Annotated in this window: 16 protein-coding genes; 8 read left to right on the top strand and 8 right to left on the bottom strand. The window is 62.9% G+C overall.

Annotation, left to right across the window (positions count from 1 at the left end):
* Positions 1–116: 116 nt before the first annotated feature.
* The 5 genes from QN085_RS17785 to dsbD all read right to left on the bottom strand — a co-directional run bounded on the left by QN085_RS17785 (position 117) and on the right by dsbD (position 5,625).
* The gene (locus QN085_RS17785) at positions 117–845 is read right to left on the bottom strand and encodes an ATP-binding cassette domain-containing protein (RefSeq protein WP_023661979.1); all 729 of its coding nucleotides are present in this window, start codon (positions 843–845) and stop codon (positions 117–119) included.
* Between the two features lies 1 nt (position 846).
* Positions 847–1,599, bottom strand: a complete 753-nt coding sequence (locus tag QN085_RS17780; protein ID WP_023661978.1) for a hypothetical protein — start codon at positions 1,597–1,599, stop codon at positions 847–849.
* 714 nt (positions 1,600–2,313) lie between these two features.
* A complete protein-coding gene (dsbG, locus tag QN085_RS17775; protein ID WP_013973481.1) occupies positions 2,314–3,072 on the bottom strand; it encodes a thiol:disulfide interchange protein DsbG in 759 nt (252 codons plus the stop codon).
* 1 nt (position 3,073) lies between these two features.
* Entirely contained in the window at positions 3,074–3,910 is an 837-nt protein-coding gene (locus tag QN085_RS17770) for a TlpA disulfide reductase family protein (RefSeq protein ID WP_013973480.1), read from the bottom strand.
* Positions 3,910–5,625, bottom strand: a complete 1,716-nt coding sequence (dsbD, locus tag QN085_RS17765) for a protein-disulfide reductase DsbD (RefSeq protein WP_013973479.1) — start codon at positions 5,623–5,625, stop codon at positions 3,910–3,912. The genes QN085_RS17770 and dsbD overlap by 1 nt, the downstream gene beginning before the upstream one ends.
* A 324-nt stretch (positions 5,626–5,949) precedes the next feature.
* Between dsbD and QN085_RS17760 the strand changes: the two genes are divergently transcribed.
* Genes QN085_RS17760 through QN085_RS17740 form a run of 5 tightly spaced genes read left to right on the top strand, consistent with a single transcriptional unit; the run spans position 5,950 to position 12,062 of the window.
* The gene (locus tag QN085_RS17760; RefSeq protein ID WP_024087428.1) at positions 5,950–8,781 is read left to right on the top strand and encodes a xanthine dehydrogenase family protein molybdopterin-binding subunit; all 2,832 of its coding nucleotides are present in this window, start codon (positions 5,950–5,952) and stop codon (positions 8,779–8,781) included.
* Positions 8,774–9,310 (top strand): (2Fe-2S)-binding protein, encoded by a 537-nt coding sequence (locus tag QN085_RS17755; RefSeq protein WP_013973477.1) that lies wholly within the window; start codon positions 8,774–8,776, stop codon positions 9,308–9,310. Before QN085_RS17760 ends, QN085_RS17755 begins: the two co-directional genes overlap by 8 nt.
* Positions 9,311–9,312: 2 nt before the next feature.
* The gene (locus QN085_RS17750; protein ID WP_023661102.1) at positions 9,313–10,524 is read left to right on the top strand and encodes a cytochrome c; all 1,212 of its coding nucleotides are present in this window, start codon (positions 9,313–9,315) and stop codon (positions 10,522–10,524) included.
* A 3-nt stretch (positions 10,525–10,527) separates the two neighbouring features.
* A complete protein-coding gene (locus QN085_RS17745) occupies positions 10,528–11,499 on the top strand; it encodes an XdhC family protein (RefSeq protein ID WP_023661101.1) in 972 nt (323 codons plus the stop codon).
* On the top strand, positions 11,496–12,062 hold the full coding sequence (locus QN085_RS17740; RefSeq protein ID WP_015271120.1) for a nucleotidyltransferase family protein: 567 nt from the start codon (positions 11,496–11,498) through the stop codon (positions 12,060–12,062). The genes QN085_RS17745 and QN085_RS17740 overlap by 4 nt, the downstream gene beginning before the upstream one ends.
* 16 nt (positions 12,063–12,078) lie before the next feature.
* Here QN085_RS17740 and QN085_RS17735 read toward each other — a convergent pair whose 3' ends face one another.
* Genes QN085_RS17735 through QN085_RS17725 form a run of 3 tightly spaced genes read right to left on the bottom strand, consistent with a single transcriptional unit; the run spans position 12,079 to position 14,713 of the window.
* Entirely contained in the window at positions 12,079–12,705 is a 627-nt protein-coding gene (locus tag QN085_RS17735) for a GAD-like domain-containing protein (protein WP_023661100.1), read from the bottom strand.
* 24 nt (positions 12,706–12,729) lie between these two features.
* Complete coding sequence (locus QN085_RS17730; RefSeq protein WP_023661099.1) at positions 12,730–13,347, bottom strand: GAD-like domain-containing protein; 618 nt, start codon at positions 13,345–13,347, stop codon at positions 12,730–12,732.
* Between the two features lie 19 nt (positions 13,348–13,366).
* Positions 13,367–14,713 (bottom strand): DUF6861 domain-containing protein, encoded by a 1,347-nt coding sequence (locus QN085_RS17725; RefSeq protein ID WP_013973471.1) that lies wholly within the window; start codon positions 14,711–14,713, stop codon positions 13,367–13,369.
* Positions 14,714–15,009: 296 nt separating this feature from the next.
* Here QN085_RS17725 and QN085_RS17720 point away from each other — a divergent pair, with 296 nt between their 5' ends.
* The 3 genes from QN085_RS17720 to QN085_RS17710 all read left to right on the top strand — a co-directional run bounded on the left by QN085_RS17720 (position 15,010) and on the right by QN085_RS17710 (position 18,621).
* Positions 15,010–15,693: a response regulator gene (locus tag QN085_RS17720; protein ID WP_013973469.1), complete on the top strand. Its 684-nt coding sequence runs from the start codon at positions 15,010–15,012 to the stop codon at positions 15,691–15,693.
* Complete coding sequence (locus QN085_RS17715; RefSeq protein ID WP_013973468.1) at positions 15,690–17,012, top strand: ATP-binding protein; 1,323 nt, start codon at positions 15,690–15,692, stop codon at positions 17,010–17,012. The genes QN085_RS17720 and QN085_RS17715 overlap by 4 nt, the downstream gene beginning before the upstream one ends.
* A 217-nt stretch (positions 17,013–17,229) precedes the next feature.
* The gene (locus tag QN085_RS17710) at positions 17,230–18,621 is read left to right on the top strand and encodes an aspartate aminotransferase family protein (protein ID WP_013973467.1); all 1,392 of its coding nucleotides are present in this window, start codon (positions 17,230–17,232) and stop codon (positions 18,619–18,621) included.
* Positions 18,622–18,655: the final 34 nt, after the last annotated feature.

The following is an 18,655-nucleotide window of genomic DNA, read 5'->3' as shown; positions in this document are numbered from 1 at the left end:
AGATACGGCGTTGTTCTCGAGGTTTGGCGCTGCACCTGTGGGAGCGGGCATGCCCGCGAACACCGGCGCAGCCGGTGCCATAGCTGCAAGCCCATCTTTCCCACGGTTCTTCGCCGTCATGATGCAGCTCCGATTTCTTCCTGCGACATCGACGCATTGATGAATGCTTCATCATAAGAGTTCGCATGGTAGCGAGCGAGAAACTCATGAGCATTCTCAAATGGCTCGAGGTGTTGATGAGCGAGCATGTAGAAATGATGGCAGTTTGTGGCAATTTCCTCGGTATAGTGAGATGAAATCAAAACACCAGCCCCGTTTTTGCACGCGTTCTTTATACCTAGCCATATGTGGTGTCTGAATTCTGGGTCTACCCCCGCAGTAGGCTCGTCGAGGATGATCAGGTCGCTGCCCATTAGCAGTAGCGTCAGTGTGACAAAACTCCGGACTTCGCCATAGCTGCAAGTAGATGCCTTTTTCATGTAGATTTCAGCATACCGCTTCGACAGGGAAGGTGACCATTCAGAGAGGCGTGAAAGCACCTCGCAGTGATCCGGTGCTGATCTGGAGTTTAAATGTGTAATCAGTTGGTAAACTTCGCTCATCCTGAGCAAGGGCGGTGGTGTCAGTACTTGAGTCAGATAAGCCTGCTGTCTGGATGAGTTTATGATTGTGCCGTTGCTTGGTTTTCTGATGTTGCAGATCAGGTCGAAAAGCGTGGTCTTTCCTGCTCCGTTACTGCCCAGTACGCCAACGGCTTCTCCTTTTTTCAACTGTAGCGTGATGTTCTGTAGGAGAGGGCTGCTGTTGTATGAAAAGTCCAGGTTTTTGATGGTGAGAAGGTGCATTTTAATAGCGGCTCCATATGGGGTGGATTCTGAATAGCTTTCCTGTTGCATAGAGCCCCGCTGTTGAAATGGCAAAAGCTGTCAGAAAACTAATGGTGAGTGGTATCTCCCCGGTAATTATTCTTGTGCTCAGGTGCAAGGGGTTGATCAACGTTGACCAGTGGGTCAGTTCGTCTTGTGTGGTACCCAAATAGCCGGAAAGTAACATCAGGAATGAAAGAAGCGAAAATAGCGTGCCGGCTGTGCTGAATTTGATGGGCATCGCTGCGATCGCCAAGCCGATGCAGGAGAATATCAGGTAACTCGTATAGAACGCGGCTGTAAGGTACAGGAGTTCTGATAGCGAGTAGGAACCGTATAGAGGCCTGGAGATGAAGTAGAAAAAGCTGGAGTACACGACACTGACCAATGTGTAGCTGACGGCGTGCGATGTGAGGAAAAGTGCAATTGCCTCGCGTTGGTAAATGAATGACCGGACGAAGCCACTTTCTCGTCGCCCGATTAGATAAAAGCCGAGGCCGAAGAAGGCAACGTTTGCAGCGATGTAGGCGTAGAACCACGCGGCAGAGGATATATAGAGAGAGTCAGGTGGCGCTGCAAGGGAACGGCTTTGCCTCAGTAGTATGAACATCAAGCAAGGCGCCGCCGCTGTCCACAGCAACGCAGTGGGTTCTCGCAGGTGTTCCAGGATCAACACCTTGGTGATCATGAGGATCTGTTTTGTTCGCGTTATGGGGCATGGCTTTTTGTTCATTTTTCTCGCCTTTAGTGTCTTCGCGAATGCAGGGGGTAAGGTTTTATATTCACGCTGCATGTACGTCAAGTTTGATGGAGGCGATGTATTGGCGGGGTGTAATCTAGTTGTTTGAATTGCAGTTGGTATTGTGGGATCTATCTGAGGGGTATGTCTGATCGCGATCTGTTCACTGATCATGGGAGTGAAAAAGACTTCTGTTTTTTGTAGGGCGGATCTGAAGTTGTTGTGGGATTGTTATATGTTTTATTGCCGGGCGTTGTTTCCCGATGATCGGTTCGGAAAAGTGTTTGTCGCCTTAGGTGGTATAACTTAGTGTTGCCAAATGTAAACTTGGCCATTGGCTGGCATCTGGGCCGATGTGATCAAGGACGAGCTGGAGGGGTTGTGACATGAGCGGGTGAGGCCTGCACGCCCCTTGTAGGAGCGGCCTTGTGTCGCGAAAGGGCTGCACAGCAGCCCCAGCAATTTCAGCTTTTATGCAGCAATTCTGGGGCCGCTATGCGGCCCGTTCGCGACACAAGGCCGCTCCTACAGATATGGCGTTGTTCTCGAGGTTTGGCGCAGTACCTGTGGGAGCGGGCATGCCCGCGAACACCGGCGCAGCCGGTGCCATAACACCGCGTCGACTTCTTCGCGGGCTTGCCCGCTCCCGCAGGGCCGCCACAGCCTTGTGCTACGAATGGGCTGCAAGGCAACCCCGGCGATTTCACATCAGCGCTTGCCGAGAATCTTTCCAAGCAACTCCGGCCGCGGTGCGCCTTGCTGGCTTTGCAGGTTGCCCTGGTCATCCTGATAGAAGATCGCCGGGGTCGCCTGCAAGCCCATTTCTTCCATCAGCGCCATGTTCGCCGCCAGCTTTTTCTGCACCGCCTCCGGCACCTGCTCCAGTGCCTTCAACTTGCTGGCCTTGCCGGCCTTTTCATGTTCCTGCAGTGCCTTGGCCGGGTCTTTCGCCGCCAGCAGCGCCGCCGATTTGCCCGGGCTGTCCTCGCGGATGATGCCGACCATGATATGGCGCAACTGCACCTTGCCCGACTCCACCCACGGCCGTGCCTGTTCCCAGAACATGTTGCAGTACGGGCAGTTGGGGTCGCTGAACAGGTATACCTTGCGCGGTGCATCGTCCTTGCCGTCGGCGATCCAGGAGGTTTTCTCCATCTTCGCCCAGATTTCCTTGCTCATCGGCGCATACACCAGCTTTTTCAGCGGCTCGGCACTGAGGTCGTTGCCCTGTTCGTCGAACAGGCTGCCGACCAGTACATGCTTGCCGTCAGGGGTGAGGTACAGCGCCAGGCCGTTGTTCTGGTACTCGGCGGCATACCCGCGCAGGCCGTTGGGGGCGTCGAAGCTGCCTTTGATCACGGCGCCCTTGGCTTGCAGTTGCGCAATCGCCTTGGGCAGCTCTTCGGCCTGCAGGGGAGGGGCAGCTAGCAGAGCCAGGGACAGGGGCAGCAGTGCAGTCAGTCGCATGTCAGTTTCCTTGTGCGGCAGGGGCGGGCGAGGTGGCCCGGTCGAAAGGCTCCAGGGCGTGGCGCAGGCTGGCCCGGGACAGCTCGCCCAGATGGCTGCCGACCAGGCGCCCGTCGGCGTCGTAGAACAGGGTGGTGGGCAGGGCCATGGAACCGACGCGCTGGGCCAGCAGGCCGGTGCCGTCGAACAGCACGTGGGTCAGGCTCAGGCCGGTGGTGGCGAGGAAGGTGCTGACGTTTTCCGGGGTCTCGCCCTGGTTGACGAACAGGAAGGTCACGTGCGGGTAAGTGCTCTGCGCCTGTTGCAGCACCGGCATTTCGCGTCGGCAGGGTGGGCACCAGGTGGCCCAGATGTTGATGACCAGCGGTTTGCCGCGGTAGCTGTGCAACGCCACGGATTGGCCGTTGGCCTTGCGCAGGCTCAAATCGGGCAGTTCGGTGCCCTTGCTGTACAGGTGGCCCCCGAGGCTGGCCAGGCCCCAGAACAGCGCGCCGCTGAACAGCGCCCAGCCCAGCGGGCGGCGCAGGCCCGGATGGCGCCAGCCCTGCCACAGGGCGCCGAGCACGATGCCGGCAAGACCCGACCAGAACAGGAAGCCGCCATCACGGATATCGATGATCTGCAGCGGGTCGTCCTGGTACATCGGCCAGTAGGCCAGCACGAAGCCGGCGCGTGCGCACAGCAGGCCGATCAGGAAAAGGTTGAACAGTGCCGATTCCGGGCTCTCGCCGCCACGCCGGGCAACCCACCAGCCGACCATGCTGGCGATCACCAGGGCGGTGAGCATCAGCAGATGGTTGAGGGCCATGGTCAATGGCCCGAGGGTTACGGTCAGCATCAGCCTTGGCTCCTGGTCTGGGTCCAGTGTTGCAGGAAGGCGGCCGCATCCACTTCACCGGTGATGCGCCGCGCGCGGCGTTCGTCGCCTTCCGGGCCGACCCAGATGATGCTGGGCGGGCCGGGTACCTGGTAGCGCTGCAGCAAGGCCTGGCTGGCTGGGGTGTCGGCGGTCACGTCCAGGCGCAGCAGGTGCACACCGGCCAGGCCGGCCTGCACGTCGCTGCGGGCGAACACCTGTTTTTCCATGACCTTGCACGACACGCACCAATCGGCATAGTAGTCGAGCATCACCCACTGGCCACGGGCCTTGGCCGCATCCAGTTCGCGTTGCAGGTCTTCGGGGCGGCTGACGGTGACGAAGGCGTCCTCGGTGTGCTGGTCGGTGGCCGGCGCAGCGCCGCTACCGGCGAACGGGCGCAGCGGCTGCCAGAGGTCGTCGCCACCGGCTGCCGCCCCCACCAGCAGCAGGCCGCCCCACAGGGCACCCAGCAGTGGCAAGGCGCGCAATGCCGGCAACCGCTGCAGGGCCGGCCAGGCAGCCCAGGCCAGGGCAATCAGCAAGGCGCCGCTCAGGGCCAGCAGCAATGCTGCGGGCAGCAGGCTGCGCAAGGTGTATAGCGCCATGCCCAGGAACACGAAGCCGAACACGCCCTTGACCCGGTTCATCCAGGCGCCCGGGCGGGGCAGGTAGCGGTTGCCCAGGGTTACCAGCAACAGCAGCGGCACGCCCATGCCCAGGCCGAGGCTGAACAGCACCAGCGCCCCCTGCAGCACGTCGCCGCTCTGGGCGATGTACAGCAGCGCGCCGGCCAACGGCGCGGTCATGCACGGGCCCATCAGCAGGCCGGACAGCGCGCCGAGCAGCGCCGCGCCATACAGGTTGCCGCCACGGGTGCCTTGCCCGGCGCGGTCGAGGCGGTCACGCACGGCGGCGGGCAGTTGCAGTTCGAAGGCGCCGAACATCGGCAGGGCCAGCAGCACGAACAGCCCCGCCAGGCTGCCCAGCAGCCAGGGTTGCTGCAGCCAGGCCTGCAGGCTGGCACCCAGCAGCGCGGCGACCACGCCCAGGGCGGCATACACCAGGGCCATGCTCAGTACATAGACCCCGGCCAGTATCCAGCCGCGCCGGGCACTGGCGCCATTGCCCAGCACCAGCCCGGCGAGGATCGGCAGCATCGGCAGCGAGCAGGGGGTAAAGGCCAGCAACAGGCCCAGGCCGAAGAACGCGAGCAGGCTCCAGGCCAGGTGGCCTTTTTGCAGGTCGCTGGCCAGGGCCTGGTCACTGGCTTGTTCGGCCGCTGGCGCCACACTGCCACCCAGATCGACCAACGTGGTTTGCGGCGGGTAGCACAGGCCGGCGTCGGCACAACCCTGCCAACCCAGTCGCAGTTGACCCTGAGCATCGGCCGGAAGCAGCAGTTCGAGCTGGTCGCGGTACACCGCACTGTCGCCGAAGAACTCGTCGTGGTGGTTGAGAGCGGCCGGCAGTTGTGGGTGCTGTTCGGCAGGCAGGCCGTCGAATTTCAGGCGCTTCTGATACAGGTAGTAGCCAGGCTGGATCTGGAAGAACAGGCGCATTTGGCCGTCGGCCTGGCGGTCGTGGGTAAGCACGAAGGCCTGGTTGACCGGCAGGAAGTCCGGTTTGACATCGAACGGGTTGGCCTGCAACGGGCCGGCCAGCAGCAGTGTCAGGAAAAGCAGGAGGACGCGCATGTCTTCGCCTTGGCAGTACGTTGAAAGGGGTCATGCTGGCTTGGGTCGATTAACCCAAGGTTAACTCTGGTTTTTGGTGAGGGGCGTGCATCAGGGCTTGCAGGTGTTTGCCGTGGCATTGTCTGGGCCTGGGAGATCCTAAGACAAACACCTACCAGCCCCAGAGCAAATTCCGCCCCAGACCTCAGGCATGTCGCGACATATTGTCGACTTGACTTTGCCTGCGCCAACACAATTGCTGTAAAGTTGACGTACAGGTCAGCTTTTCAGGCTAGTACCAGAATCAAAAAAAGGGCAGACCCCCTGCTGCCCAGAGGATCAAGCATGTCCAACCGTGATATTTCCCGGCGCGCCTTCCTGCAAGGCGGCCTGATCGCTGGTGTCGGCGTGACCATGGCGCCGCTCGGCAGCCAGGCATTCGCCGCGCTGATGGAGGAACGCGTCACCACCTCGCCGCAGAAGTGGATGAACCATGATGGCAAGGCACGTTTCCGTAACGATGCCTTGTCCAAGGTGTGCGGCGACAAGGTGTTCGCTCGCGACATCCGTGCCAAGGACATGCCCGGCTGGCCCGCACAGCAGGGCCATGCGCTGCTGCTCAAGGCGACCAAGGCCGACCGTATCTATGCCGGCCATGACCTCAGCCTGCTTGGCGCCGACCTGCAGCCGGACCGCATCGTCACCGCTGCCGACCTGGAAAAGGACGGTATCGCCTGGCCAGAGGCCCACTCGCCCGACCCGCTGCTGCCGCCCGGCAAGGTGCCGATGTTCATCGGTCACCCGGTGGCGATCCTGATCTGGCACGACTTCGAGCGCTTCCGCCAGGCCAAGCGTAAGCTGCAGTTCAATGACCAGGCGATCCGCTATGGCGCCCAGGCGCCGCTGTACCAGCGCGACCCCTACGGCAGCTTCCGCTTCGTGCGCGTGGGCGGTGCCACACCGTTCGACGACGATGAATTCTCCAGCCTGAAGAATTCCATGCTGTTCCCCACCATCCTCAACCGCAAGCCGGTGTGGTCGAAGCAGCCCAACCAGCATGGCGACCTGACCGAGCAGGGCCTGTTCCATGCCAAGCGCATGGCCGAGCAGCTGGACAACCCGCCCGAGGACTGGCTGGTGTTCGACGAGCGCTACAAGACGCCGTCCATCGAGCCGGCCGCCCTGGAGCCGGACAACGGCAACGGCTGGTACGACCCGGCCAGCGGCACGCTGCACTTCGTGGTGGCGACCCAGTGCCCGTTCGAAGTGGCGCAGGAATGCGTGCACATGATCAAACCGTCGCGCTTCGCCCTGAACACGCTGAACATGCACCCGGGCTATACCGTGGGCTACGGCTCGAAAGACAACAACATCTTCGTCTTCTACGCCGCCGTGGCCGCGCTGTATGGCGCCGGTGTGCCGATCCGCCTGGCCAACGACCGCTACGAGCAGTTCCAGAGCGGCATCAAGCGCCATGCCTTCGATATCCGCTACCAGTTGGCGGTGGACAAGAAGGACAACAGTTTCAAGATCTTCCGCGCCGACATGACTTGCGACGGCGGCGGGCGTATCAACTACAGCCCCTCGGTGGCGGCGGTCGGCGCCACGGCGGCGCAGTCGATCTACTACATGCCGCAGAACGACCTGTCGGTCACTGCCTATCACTCCCGTGGCGTCGAGGCCGGCTCCATGCGCGGCTACGGCACCCTGCAGACCATGGCCGCCACCGAAATGATGGTGGATGAGGTCGCCGGGCGCCTGGGCGTCGATGCCATCGACCTGCGCCGCGCCAACGCGCTGAAGTCGGGCATGAAGAACACCCAGGGCGCGGTCCCGGCCGGCGCCCTGCGCCTGTACGAGATTCTCGACAAGGCCGCCGTGCACGACTGGTGGCGCAACCGCGACGCGCGCAAGCAGCAGATGGACGCCAAGGACCCGGACCACTGGTATGGCGTGGGCTTTGCCATCTGCCAGAAAGACTTCGGCACCGGCTCCGAAGCCCCCATGGCCAGCATCGAGTTCAGCCGCGATGGGCGCATCAGCCTGCGCCACATCGGCACCGAGCTGGGTACCGGCATGTCCACCTCCCAGGCCCTGGTGGTCAGCGATTTCCTTGGCCGCTCGGCCGACGAGGTGAAGACTGCGGTCACCGAATGGCCGGAGCTGCAGCTGACCACCAGCGGCAACCCGTACCTGATCAGCCAGCCCGAGCAGGACGCAGCGCTGCGCAACCCGCGCTGGGTCGGCAAGCTTGCTTCGCCGTCGTCGGCGACCAACTCGGCCTTCTACTTCAGCCATGCCACCCGCGAAGCGGCACGCGTGCTGTTCAACCACGGTCTGTGGCCGGCGGCCATGGCCATCTGGCGCCAGGGCCCGTACGGCGGCCAGGCCAACCCGCTGGTGGTGCGCCGCGAGAATGCGGTATGGGTCAACGGCGAGCTGACCGGCAACGGCCTGTCACCGATCCCGTTCGCCCAGCTGGCCCAAAAGGCCCATGAAATGGGCCTGGTCACCGGCGTCAGCGTGCACGGCTTCAACCGCTGGAGCTGGGCCGAGGCCGACTTCGTCATCGATGGCGTGCGCGAACGCTTCCCGCTCGATGCGGTGGCAGTCAAATACGGCGATGGCGCGGTGAGCGCCAAGAAGGCGCAGATGAGCAGCCACGGCTACCACCTGCTCGACCGGCAGAACGCCGCCTACCCCGACACCCAGCTGAACAACGCCATGGTCACCTACTACAGCCCGGTGGCGACCATTGTCGAAGTCAAGGTGAACAAAGGCACTCACGAAGTGCAGGTGCTCAACCACCACAGCTGGGTCGAGTGCGGCCGGGTGCTGGTGCCGGAACTGGTCAAGGGCCAGCTCGAGGGCGGTATCGCCATGGGCATCGGCCATGCCTTGACCGAAGAAATGCCGTTGTACGAGGGCGGGCCCGGGGAGGGCGACTGGAACTTCAACCGCTACCGTCTGCCGCTTGCGCGCGACGTGGCGGTGTGGCAACAGACCAGCGAAATCCTCCCGCCGCTGTCACCGACCGACCCGTCCAAGGGCATCGCCGAGGTGGTGATGATCCCGGTCGTCGGTGCCATCGGCAATGCTGTCGCGCATGCCATCGGCAAGCGCGTTCGCGATCTCCCCATCACCCCAGCCCGTATCAAGGAGGCCCTCAATGGCTAACCGTCCACTGCAACTGACCCTCAACGGTCAACCGGTCGGCCCGGTCGAGGTCCCCGACGACCTGGCGATGATCGACTACCTGCACGAACACCAGAACCTCACCGGCTCGCGCCTGGGCTGCGGCCAGGGCATCTGCCACGCCTGCGTGGTGATCGTCGACAACCCCGACGGCACCAGCGAGGAGGTGCGCACCTGCATTACCGGCGCGCATTACTTCGAGGGCAAGAAGGTCCGCACCATCGAGGGCCATGCCAAACAGGACGAGGCCGGCAACCTCACGCTGAACCCGATCCAGCAGAAGTTCGTCGACCTGTTCGCCTTCCAGTGCAGCTACTGCGCGCCGGGCTTCGTCAATGCCGCCACGGTGCTGGTGGAAACCGCCCAGCGCCAGCCGCTGAAGAAGAGCGAGGTGGAAGACCGCATCGAGGCGAGCCTGGGCCACCACATCTGCCGCTGCACCGGCTACGTGCGTTACTACGACGCCACCCGCACGGTGCTCAACGACCTCGGCCTGGTCAAGGAGGGTTGAGCATGGGTCTTGTTCGTAGCGCACTGGCGCTGGCTCTCGGCCTTGCCTTTACCTCGCTTGCCCAGGCAGCCGACCAGGCGCAGGTCAAGCGCGGTGAATACCTGGCCCGCGCGGCTGACTGCATGGCCTGCCACACCGCCGAAGGCGGCGCGCCGTACGCCGGCGGCCTGCCGATCCATTCGCCGTTCGGCACCATTTACGGCAGCAACATCACCCCGGACAAGCAGTACGGCATCGGCAACTATAGCGCCGACGAATTCTTCGCCGCGGTAACCGAGGGCAAGCGCAAGGACGGCGCCAACCTCTACCCGGCGATGCCGTACACCTCGTACCACCTGATCAAGCGCGAAGATTCGGACGCGATCCTCGCCTACCTGATGACCGTGCCGCCAATCAACCGCCCGGCACCGCAGACTGCGTTGCGCTTTCCGTTCAACGTTCGCCAGGGGCTGAGCGGCTGGAACATGCTGTACGGTAAAAGCGTGCAGTTGCAGCCGACCGAGGGCAAAAGCCCGGCCTGGCAGCGTGGGCAGTACATGGTCGAAGTCATGGGCCATTGCGGCGAGTGCCATACCCCGCGCAACCCGATCGGTGCGTTGCAGCAAGACCAGCGCCTGAGCGGCGGCCTGCTGGGTGGCTACCTGGCCCCGAGCCTGCTGGCCCAGGATCTGGCCGAGCGCGGCTGGACCCAGCCGGACCTGACCACCTTCCTCAAGCACGGCATCAGTGCCCAGGGCAGCATGTTCAACGAAATGTTCCCGGTGGTGCACCACAGCACCCAGCACCTGGAGGATGCCGACCTGGCGGCCATGGCCACCTACCTGCTGGGCGACCAGCCACCGCCGGCCAAGGCCATCCAGGCGGTGGCGCTGGAGCAGATGAGCGAAAGCGCCAGGCGCGGCCGCCAGCAATACCTGAATGTCTGCGCCGGCTGCCATGGGGTGGACGGCGAGGGCAAGCCGCACATCGCCGTGGCCATGCGCGGCAACACGGTGCTACGCCAGGCCGACTCGCGCAACCTGGTCAAGGTGATCCTCGAAGGCATCCGTGAACAGCAGTTCACCGGCTTCGAGCGCATGCAGCCGATGCCGGGCTTTGCCGACAAGCTCGATGACCAGCAGGTGGCGGATATGGTCAACTACCTGCGCCAGGCCTGGGGTGGATTGCCCGGTGACCTGAGCGTACAGCAGCTCGCCGAGCTGAAGGCGGAGTAAAGGGTGCAGCATCTCGATCTACAGGTGGTCCGCCAGGCGTTGCAGTGGTCGTGCGGCGGCCAGCGGGTGTGGTTGTGCACGGTGCTCGCCACCTACGGCTCGGCGCCCCGTGCGCCGGGTTCGCTGCTGGCGGTGAACACCAGCGGGCAGTGGCTGGGTTCGCTGTCCGGTGGTTGCGTCGAGGACGACTTTCTCGAGCGCGTGGGCCGGGGGGAGTTTCCCGAGCCGGTGGCCATCGTGCGTTATGGCGATGGCAGCGACTCGCGTTCGAGCATCCGCCTGCCGTGTGGCGGCACGCTGGAAGTGCTGGTGGAGAACCTGCCGGCCGAATGCGAGGTACAGGCGCACCTGCGTGAGCTGGAAAGCGCATTACAGGGCCAGCGCCGCGTGCTGCGTGAAGTGAGCCTGCCCGAGGGCAGGCGCCTGCTTGCCGATGACCACAGCCAGGGGCCGCGTGTGGAGCGTGAAAGTGCCTGTGTACGCTTGCGTGTGGGGGCCGCCCAGCGTCTGCTGCTGGCCGGGTACTCCAGCGTCGCGCATTTCTGTGCCGAGTTCGGCAAGGGCATGGGCTTCGAAGTCATCCTCTGCGAGCCGCGTGACGAAGTGCTCGACGGCGTGCGGCTGGATGGCATCGAGGTGCGCCGCGAGCTGCCATCGGAGTTCATCGCCCATGGCGGTTGCCATGCCGACACCGCGGTGGTGGCGCTGACCCACGACCCGAAGATCGATGACCTGGCGATGCTCGAAGCGGTGCGCACCGAAGCGTTCTATATCGGTGTGATGGGCTCCCGGGCCACCTCCGACAAGCGCCGTGAACGCCTGCGGCGGATCGGTGGCCTGGGCGAGGTCGAACTGGGCCGCATCCACGCCCCGATCGGCCTCAACCTGGGCAGCAAGACCCCGGCCGAGATCGCTTTGGCGGTGCTGGCCGATATCCTTCGCGTGCGCAATGGTATCGAGCGGGAGGCGCTGTGAGCGTGGTTGCACTGATATTGGCTGCTGGCAGCAGCGTGCGTTTCGGGGCTGACAAGCGTCGGGCGCTGTTGGTTGATGGTCGCAGCTTGCTGGTGCACAGCGTGGAGCGGGCCTGTGCAGTGTTCGACGATGTGCGGGTGGTGTTGCGCGAGGGGGAGCGGGGCGTGGATCTGGGGCTGCCTGCGGGGTGCCGGGTCATCTCCAGCCCGGACTTCGCATTGGGCATGGGCCATAGCCTGGCGGCCGGCGCCGCCTCGCTGGCCGACAGTGAGGCGCAGGCAGTAGCGATTCTGTTGGGTGACATGCCATGGCTGGAGCAGGCAACCCTTGCCCGGCTGGCTTCCAGGGCCAGCGCGTCGACCATCGTGTTGCCTTGCCATGAAGGGCAGCAAGGGCATCCTGTGCTGTTCGGGCGCGATTTCTGGCCGGCGCTTGCGCGCCTGACCGGCGATGAAGGGGCGCGTTCGGTGGTCAAGGCCAACCCGGCGAGTTGTGTCAGGGTAGAAGTGCCGGATACCGGTGTGCTGCTGGATGTCGACAAGCCTGATGCGGTGCACCGGTGAACGCACTTGTCAGGGCCTATTCATCTTCTTCGTCAGCCAGCTCATAGGGTTGAAGCTCGCTCAGTTGGGCGAGCAGTACCAGATGCTCGACTGCTTTGAGCTTTTCAAGCCGCTCGAGGCTGTCTGACCCTCCCAGCATCAAGGCAGGAACAAAGCCATACATTTCGTCTGCGGCCAACGTGCCGAGCCGTTCTCTGGCGGGTTCGAACAAGTCATCGAAATAGATGCATTCGGTCATCAGCCACATGAGCAGGCCGTGGATCTTGTTGTCCCGCTCTTCGTCGCCTGAGCTGTGGGCGCCATCGAGGTAACGGGAGTGGTACGCCGCGATGGTCAGCACCGAGCCGGTGTTCTCGCCCCACAGGTACAGGTCGCCAAAAGCGCTACGGGCGATGAGGTGATAAGTGTCGCGTGCTTCGAAGTGCGTGCCTGACAGCCAATACGCTACTACGTCTTCGTAATCCTGAGGGTTTACCAGCCAGAACAGGCCACCGCCGTAGCCGCACCAGCCGTGCTCTTGCCAGTATCCCAGGAGACGGTTGGGGAGTTTGCCTTGGTAATGATCGAGGGCAGAGGGCGGTACTGGTTGGTGGCCGACGGGGTCGCCGAAGGTTTCGAGGAAGATGCTGAATATGACGTCCATTTGATTAAGTCCTTTTTTAAGTGTTTAGAAGTCGGAAAAGCTATAGGGCTCGATGCTGCAAAGCTGAGAAAGCAGTACAAGATGTTCAATTGCTTTCAGCTTCTCAAGATTTTCGAAACGAATTGGGCCGCCAAACACCAATGCTGGAACAAAACCGTACATCTCATCCGGCCCTAGTATGCCGAGGTTCTTCTTGGCAGGCTCAAACATTTCATCAAAATCATTCGAATCCAAATCTCTGCAGGCGAAAAAATTTTGCACTTGCCTGTCCATGTCAATTGCTGTCAATTCATGTGTTCTCCCAACATAACGGCCAATATGCGTTGCAATTTTTAGTGAGAATCCCGTTTCTTCGCCAAACAAATAAAGATCACCAAAGGCTCCGCGGGCTATGAGGTGAAATCTGTCGTACTTCTCTAGGTTTGCACTCTCAAGTACAGATGCAACCACGCCATCATACTCTTGTGGGTTTACGGTCCAAAACATGCCGTCACCGTACCCACACCATCCATGCTCAATCCAGTACTGTAGAAGTTTATCCGGTAGCTTTCCTCGATAACGGTCAATGGTCGATGCAGGCACCTCCTGTCTATGCATAGGTTCACCGACTTCCTCAATAAATACGGAAAATGCTTCGTCCATATGATAACCTCCAGATATTTCAGCACTTGTGCAGTTTCACATTTAAAAGGCCGGAGCCACCACCTGTACCAGCCATCTCTTCGGCGGCCCGCCTGAGTCCGCCTATCCTGTTTTTCCACTGAGGGCCAATGCTCGAGTTGACCTGTCTATCTCCAAAATCAGCGATAGCGTCCCGTCCACCAGCACTGAGGTCCGGGTTATGCAAGGCTGCAAGCGTTGACATTGTCTCTTTGGCTTGCATTTCTGAAAGTTTTCTTGCTTCACGCGGACCCATCGTTTTGGATAGATCCTCGTGAATCCTATCTCTTATGTTTGTGTACAAGTCTTTTCGTGCCTTTTTGGCAAGCTTGGGATCGCGTTTGACGGGGTTGGCCACATTTTCCAAAAACTCCTCAACCGTCAGCCGATTCAACCCATCCTGCTGCCCCTTCAACTGCCGTTCAAACTCGCCATGCTTGGCGGGTGGCAATTTGTCGGCCTTGAAGCACGCCACGGTATGCAACGGCATGCTACCGGGCTTCCCTGTCGAGGGCTCCTTGTCTTTCTCAGCCGGCCGATCAGGCTGCATCGGTTGCGGCTCACCCACCGCCCCCTTGCGTCGCTCCGGCACCTGCAGGTCTGGCCGTTTCTTCAAGCCCTCTTCATGCTTGAGCATCCATTGCCCCAGCCGCGCACCTTTGCGGCTGGCCGCCATTTCCTGGGCCAGCACCCGGGCATCGCCGCGGTCGCGGGTGAGGTACGACACGATCGCTCCCAACAACAGCAGCACGACTTCCACATGGCCTTGGGCAATCTGATGCGTGGCCCGGGATATCGCATAGGGGTCGTCCCGGCAGAACGGGCCCGTGCCTTCATTGCCGCAGGTGCCTTCCCAGGCGAAGCGAATGCCATCGACGTAGTACTCGCCGATACGCGGCAAGCCCTCGATGAAGAACTCGGCGATGGAGGCCAGCCCCAGCGCGCCGAGGATCCAGCCACTGACCTTGAGGCCCATAGCCGCGCCCGCGCCGGCGAACGGAATGGTTCCGGCGCCGCCGGCGAATGTGCCAACCCCCGCGCCAAGCAGGCCACCGGTAATGGTGCTGCCGGCGACGATCATCGCCATCTGCCGTACGACCATCAGCAGTTCGTCGACGATGCTGTTGATGTCGAGGTCGGCGAAGCGCTGGCGCAGCATGTGCGCCGCCTGCCATTCGGCGTGGTAGAAGGCTGTGCGGACGGCTTCGATCCGGCGCAGGTTGAGGCCTAGCGAGGCGACTTCTTCATTGAGGCTGGTGCGGAACTGGCCACCGCTTTGGTAGCCCACCATGGCGATGACACGTGACTCGATCTCGTGCCAGGAGGGCACGAGGTAATCCAGGTACATGAGGTGTCTCCCTGACAGCGTGTGCAGGGGGAAATCCCATCATGGATTCGGATCGGAAGTTTCTGAGTCAGTTGTAGGAAAATGCGACTTAGTTTCCGGCGTGTTCGGCGGAGTTAAGCTGTCAGGATGTGCCTTGGGTGGGGCTGGGGATGTTTGTCGCTCCCGGGGCATGTGGCAGTTGCGCGGCGCTCGTTGCCGCAGGCGCCACACATCCCCAATCCCCCACAAAAGGTCCATAATCCCCCCTTAATCCGCCCAAGGTGCAATGCCAGCTACACCATTCCGGGAGCCCCACCATGCACGTTCTGCTCTGCGAGGACGACGACCTGATCGCCGCCGGCATCTGCGCCGGCCTTACCGCCCAGGGCCTGACCGTGGACCGTGTGGGCAACGCCGCCGATGCACGGGCGATGCTGCAGGCCGCGCAGTTCGACGTGATGATCCTCGACCTTGGCCTGCCCGACGAAGACGGCCTGAAGCTGTTGCGCCGCCTGCGCGAGAAAGGCGAGACGCTGCCAGTGCTGGTGCTCACTGCCCGTGATGCGGTTACCGACCGGGTCGATGGCCTGCAGGCCGGCGCCGACGACTACCTGCTCAAACCGTTCGACCTGCGCGAGCTGGCTGCTCGCCTGCACACCCTGCTGCGGCGCGTAGCCGGGCGGGCGGTGAATGTGATCGAACACGGCCCGCTGCGCTACGACCCGAGCAGCTGCGAGGCAACCCTGGCCGGCCAGCCGGTCGACCTGTCCCGGCGTGAACAGGCATTGCTCCAGGCGCTGCTGCAGAACCCCGGGCGGGTGCTGTCCAGCGAGCAGCTCAAAGACTGCGTGTACGGCTTCAGCGACGAAGTCGAGAGCAATGCCCTGAACGTGCATATCCATCATCTGCGGCGCAAGCTGGGCAACGGCATCGTCGAGACCGTGCGCGGCCTGGGCTACCGGCTGGGCCCGGCGCAAGCACCGGAGGAGGCGGCATCATGAGCCTGCGGGTACGCCTGAGCCTGATCCTGGGCAGCGCCTTCGTGATCATCTGGGCGCTGGCCGCCGCGTGGATGCTGCGCGACCTGCGCCAGCAGATGATGTTCTCCCTCGACCAGCGCCTGGTGGCTTCGGCGCGCATGGTTGCCGGGCTGATAGACCAGCTGCCGCAGCCGCTGACTGCCAAGGGTGGGGAGGCGCACTTTTCCGCCGACCAGTTCAGCGTGCCGGACGGCATGGCTTGCCAGGTCAGCTCACTGCGTGGCGAGATTCTCGCCAGCAACCACAAGCACGATGGCGTCATGGACGATGAACGCAGTGGTTTCCGAGACCAGACCATCGACGATGCCCTGTGGCGCACCTTTACCTATAACCATGGCGATGTGCGCATTACTACCGCCGACCGGCACATGGAGCGAGAGGCACTGAACCAGTCGATCCTGCTGGCGGCCTCGGCGCCGGTGCTGATGGCCCTGCTTGGCAGCCTGGGGTTGTTGTGGATCGGCCTGGGCAAGGGCCTGGAGCCGCTCAACCGCATGCGCGATGCCCTGCGCCGCCGGCGCGCGGACAGCGTCGAGCCGCTGCAGGTGGCGGGCATGCCCGGCGAACTGCAACCGTTGCTGGAAACTCAGAACCAGCTGTTCCTGCGCATTGCCCAGACCATCGAGCGTGAGCGGCGCCTGACCGACGATGCCGCGCATGAACTGCGCAGCCCGCTGACGGCGATCAAGACCCACCTGCAGGTAGCACGGATGACCGATGGCGCCGTGCGCGAGCAGGCGCTGGAGCATGCCGAGCAGGGCGCCGACCGCATGCACCGCACGCTGGAGCAGTTGCTGATGCTAGCGCGGGTAGAGGGCAGCCTGTCGTTCGAGGATGGCATACAGTGCAGCGCCGAGCAGGTGGCCCGGCAGGCGGTGCAGGATGCCGGCGGCGGTGACAACCGGCGCATCGTGCTGCGCTTGCCTGAAGCCGCTACGCAGATCTACCTGGGTATGCCTGCGCCGTTGGCGGTGGCGGCGCTGCGCAACCTGCTGGACAACGCCTTGCGCCATGGCGGCGACGAGGCGGTGGAGCTTGAGGTGCAGATGGCTGACGGCCAGGTGGGCTTCATGGTGCGGGACCATGGGCCGGGGATTGCCGAGGCGGACCTTGAGCACCTGACCGAGCGCTTCTGGCGTAACGGGCAGAGTGGTGGATGCGGGCTGGGGCTGGCGATCGTGCAGGCGATCGTGCAGCGTTGTGCCGGTAGCCTGAAGTTCGACAGCCGCAGTGATGGGTTGCGGGTGTTGTTGCAAGTGCCGGCGCGCTCGGGGCATTGATTTTTATTGCCTGTGCCGGCCTCTTCGCGGGTAAACCCGCTCCCACAGGTACTGCATCAACCCTGAGATCTGTGCCAATCCTGTGGGAGCGGGTTTACCCGCGAAGAGGCCGGGCCTGCTTTCAAAAATCCCACAGCAACCGCTAAATCCTCCCCGCACTCAAGCGTTTTTCAAGCGACGAACACCCGCACTTTCGCTTGCTTGCGAGGATTCACCCATGTCCACCGCTTCCTGCCTTGCCCAGGTCCCGTCGGCCAGCGCGCCGCGTGGCTTGTACGAGTTCACCGATTCGCCTTTGCTGCAACGTCAGCAACAACAGGAGTCCAACGCCCGCAGCTACCCGCGGCGCATCCCGCTGGCACTCAAGCGCGCCCGTGGCATCCATGTGGAGGATGTCGAAGGCCGCCAGTTCATCGACTGCCTGGCCGGCGCCGGCACGCTGGCGCTGGGCCACAACCACCCGGTGGTGGTCGAGGCGATCCAGCGGGTACTGGCCGATGAACTGCCACTGCACACCTTGGACCTGACCACGCCGGTCAAGGACCGTTTCGTCCAGGACCTGTTCGGTGTGCTGCCCGAGGCGTTACGCCGTGAAGCCAAGGTCCAGTTCTGCGGCCCGACCGGTACCGATGCGGTGGAAGCAGCGCTGAAGCTGGTGCGCACTGCCACCGGCCGCAGCACCGTGCTGGCCTTCCAGGGCGCCTACCATGGCATGAGCCAGGGGGCGCTGAGCCTGATGGGCAGCCATGGGCCGAAGCAGCCGTTGGGGGCCTTGCTGGGCAACGGTGTGCAGTTCATGCCGTACCCCTACGACTACCGTTGCCCGTTCGGCTTGGGCGGCGAAGCCGGGGTCAGGGCCAACCTGCATTACCTGGAAACCCTGCTGCTCGACCCGGAAAGCGGCGTGCCGCTGCCAGCGGCGGTGATCCTCGAGGTGGTGCAGGGCGAGGGAGGGGTGATCCCGGCCGAAATCGAGTGGCTCCAGGGGGTACGCCGTATCACCGAGCAGGCCGGCGTGGCGTTGATCGTCGATGAGATCCAGAGCGGTTTCGCCCGTACCGGGCGCATGTTCGCCTTCGAGCATGCCGGCATCATCCCGGATGTGGTCACCTTGTCCAAGGCCATTGGCGGCAGCCTGCCGCTGGCGGTGGTGGTGTATCGCGACTGGCTGGACACCTGGAAGCCGGGCGCCCACGCCGGCACTTTCCGTGGTAACCAGATGGCCATGGCGGCGGGTTCGGCGGTGATCGATTACCTGGTCGAGCATCGCCTGGCAGAGCATGCCGAGGCCATGGGCCAGCGCCTGCGCCAGCACCTGCAGCAGTTGCAGCGAGATTATCCGCAGTTGGGTGATATTCGCGGGCGTGGCCTGATGCTTGGGGTGGAACTGGTGGATCCGCAAGGCCACAGGGATGCGCTTGGGCATCCGGCGGCCAACCGTGAGTTGGCGGCGAAGGTGCAGCGCGAGTGCCTCAAGCGCGGGCTGATCCTGGAACTCGGTGGGCGGCATGGGGCAGTGGTGCGCTTCCTGCCGCCGTTGATCATCAGTGGCGAGCAGATCGACGAGGTCGCGCAGCGCTTTGCCGAGGCGTTGATCGCGGCGGTCTGATCGATTGCCGGGGCCGCGCAGCGGCCCCTGGCAA

The sequence above is a fragment of the Pseudomonas sp. M2(2023) genome, assembly GCF_030263955.1.
GTDB lineage: Bacteria > Pseudomonadota > Gammaproteobacteria > Pseudomonadales > Pseudomonadaceae > Aquipseudomonas > Aquipseudomonas asiatica.
This window is presented reverse-complemented; position numbering and strand designations above follow the sequence as displayed.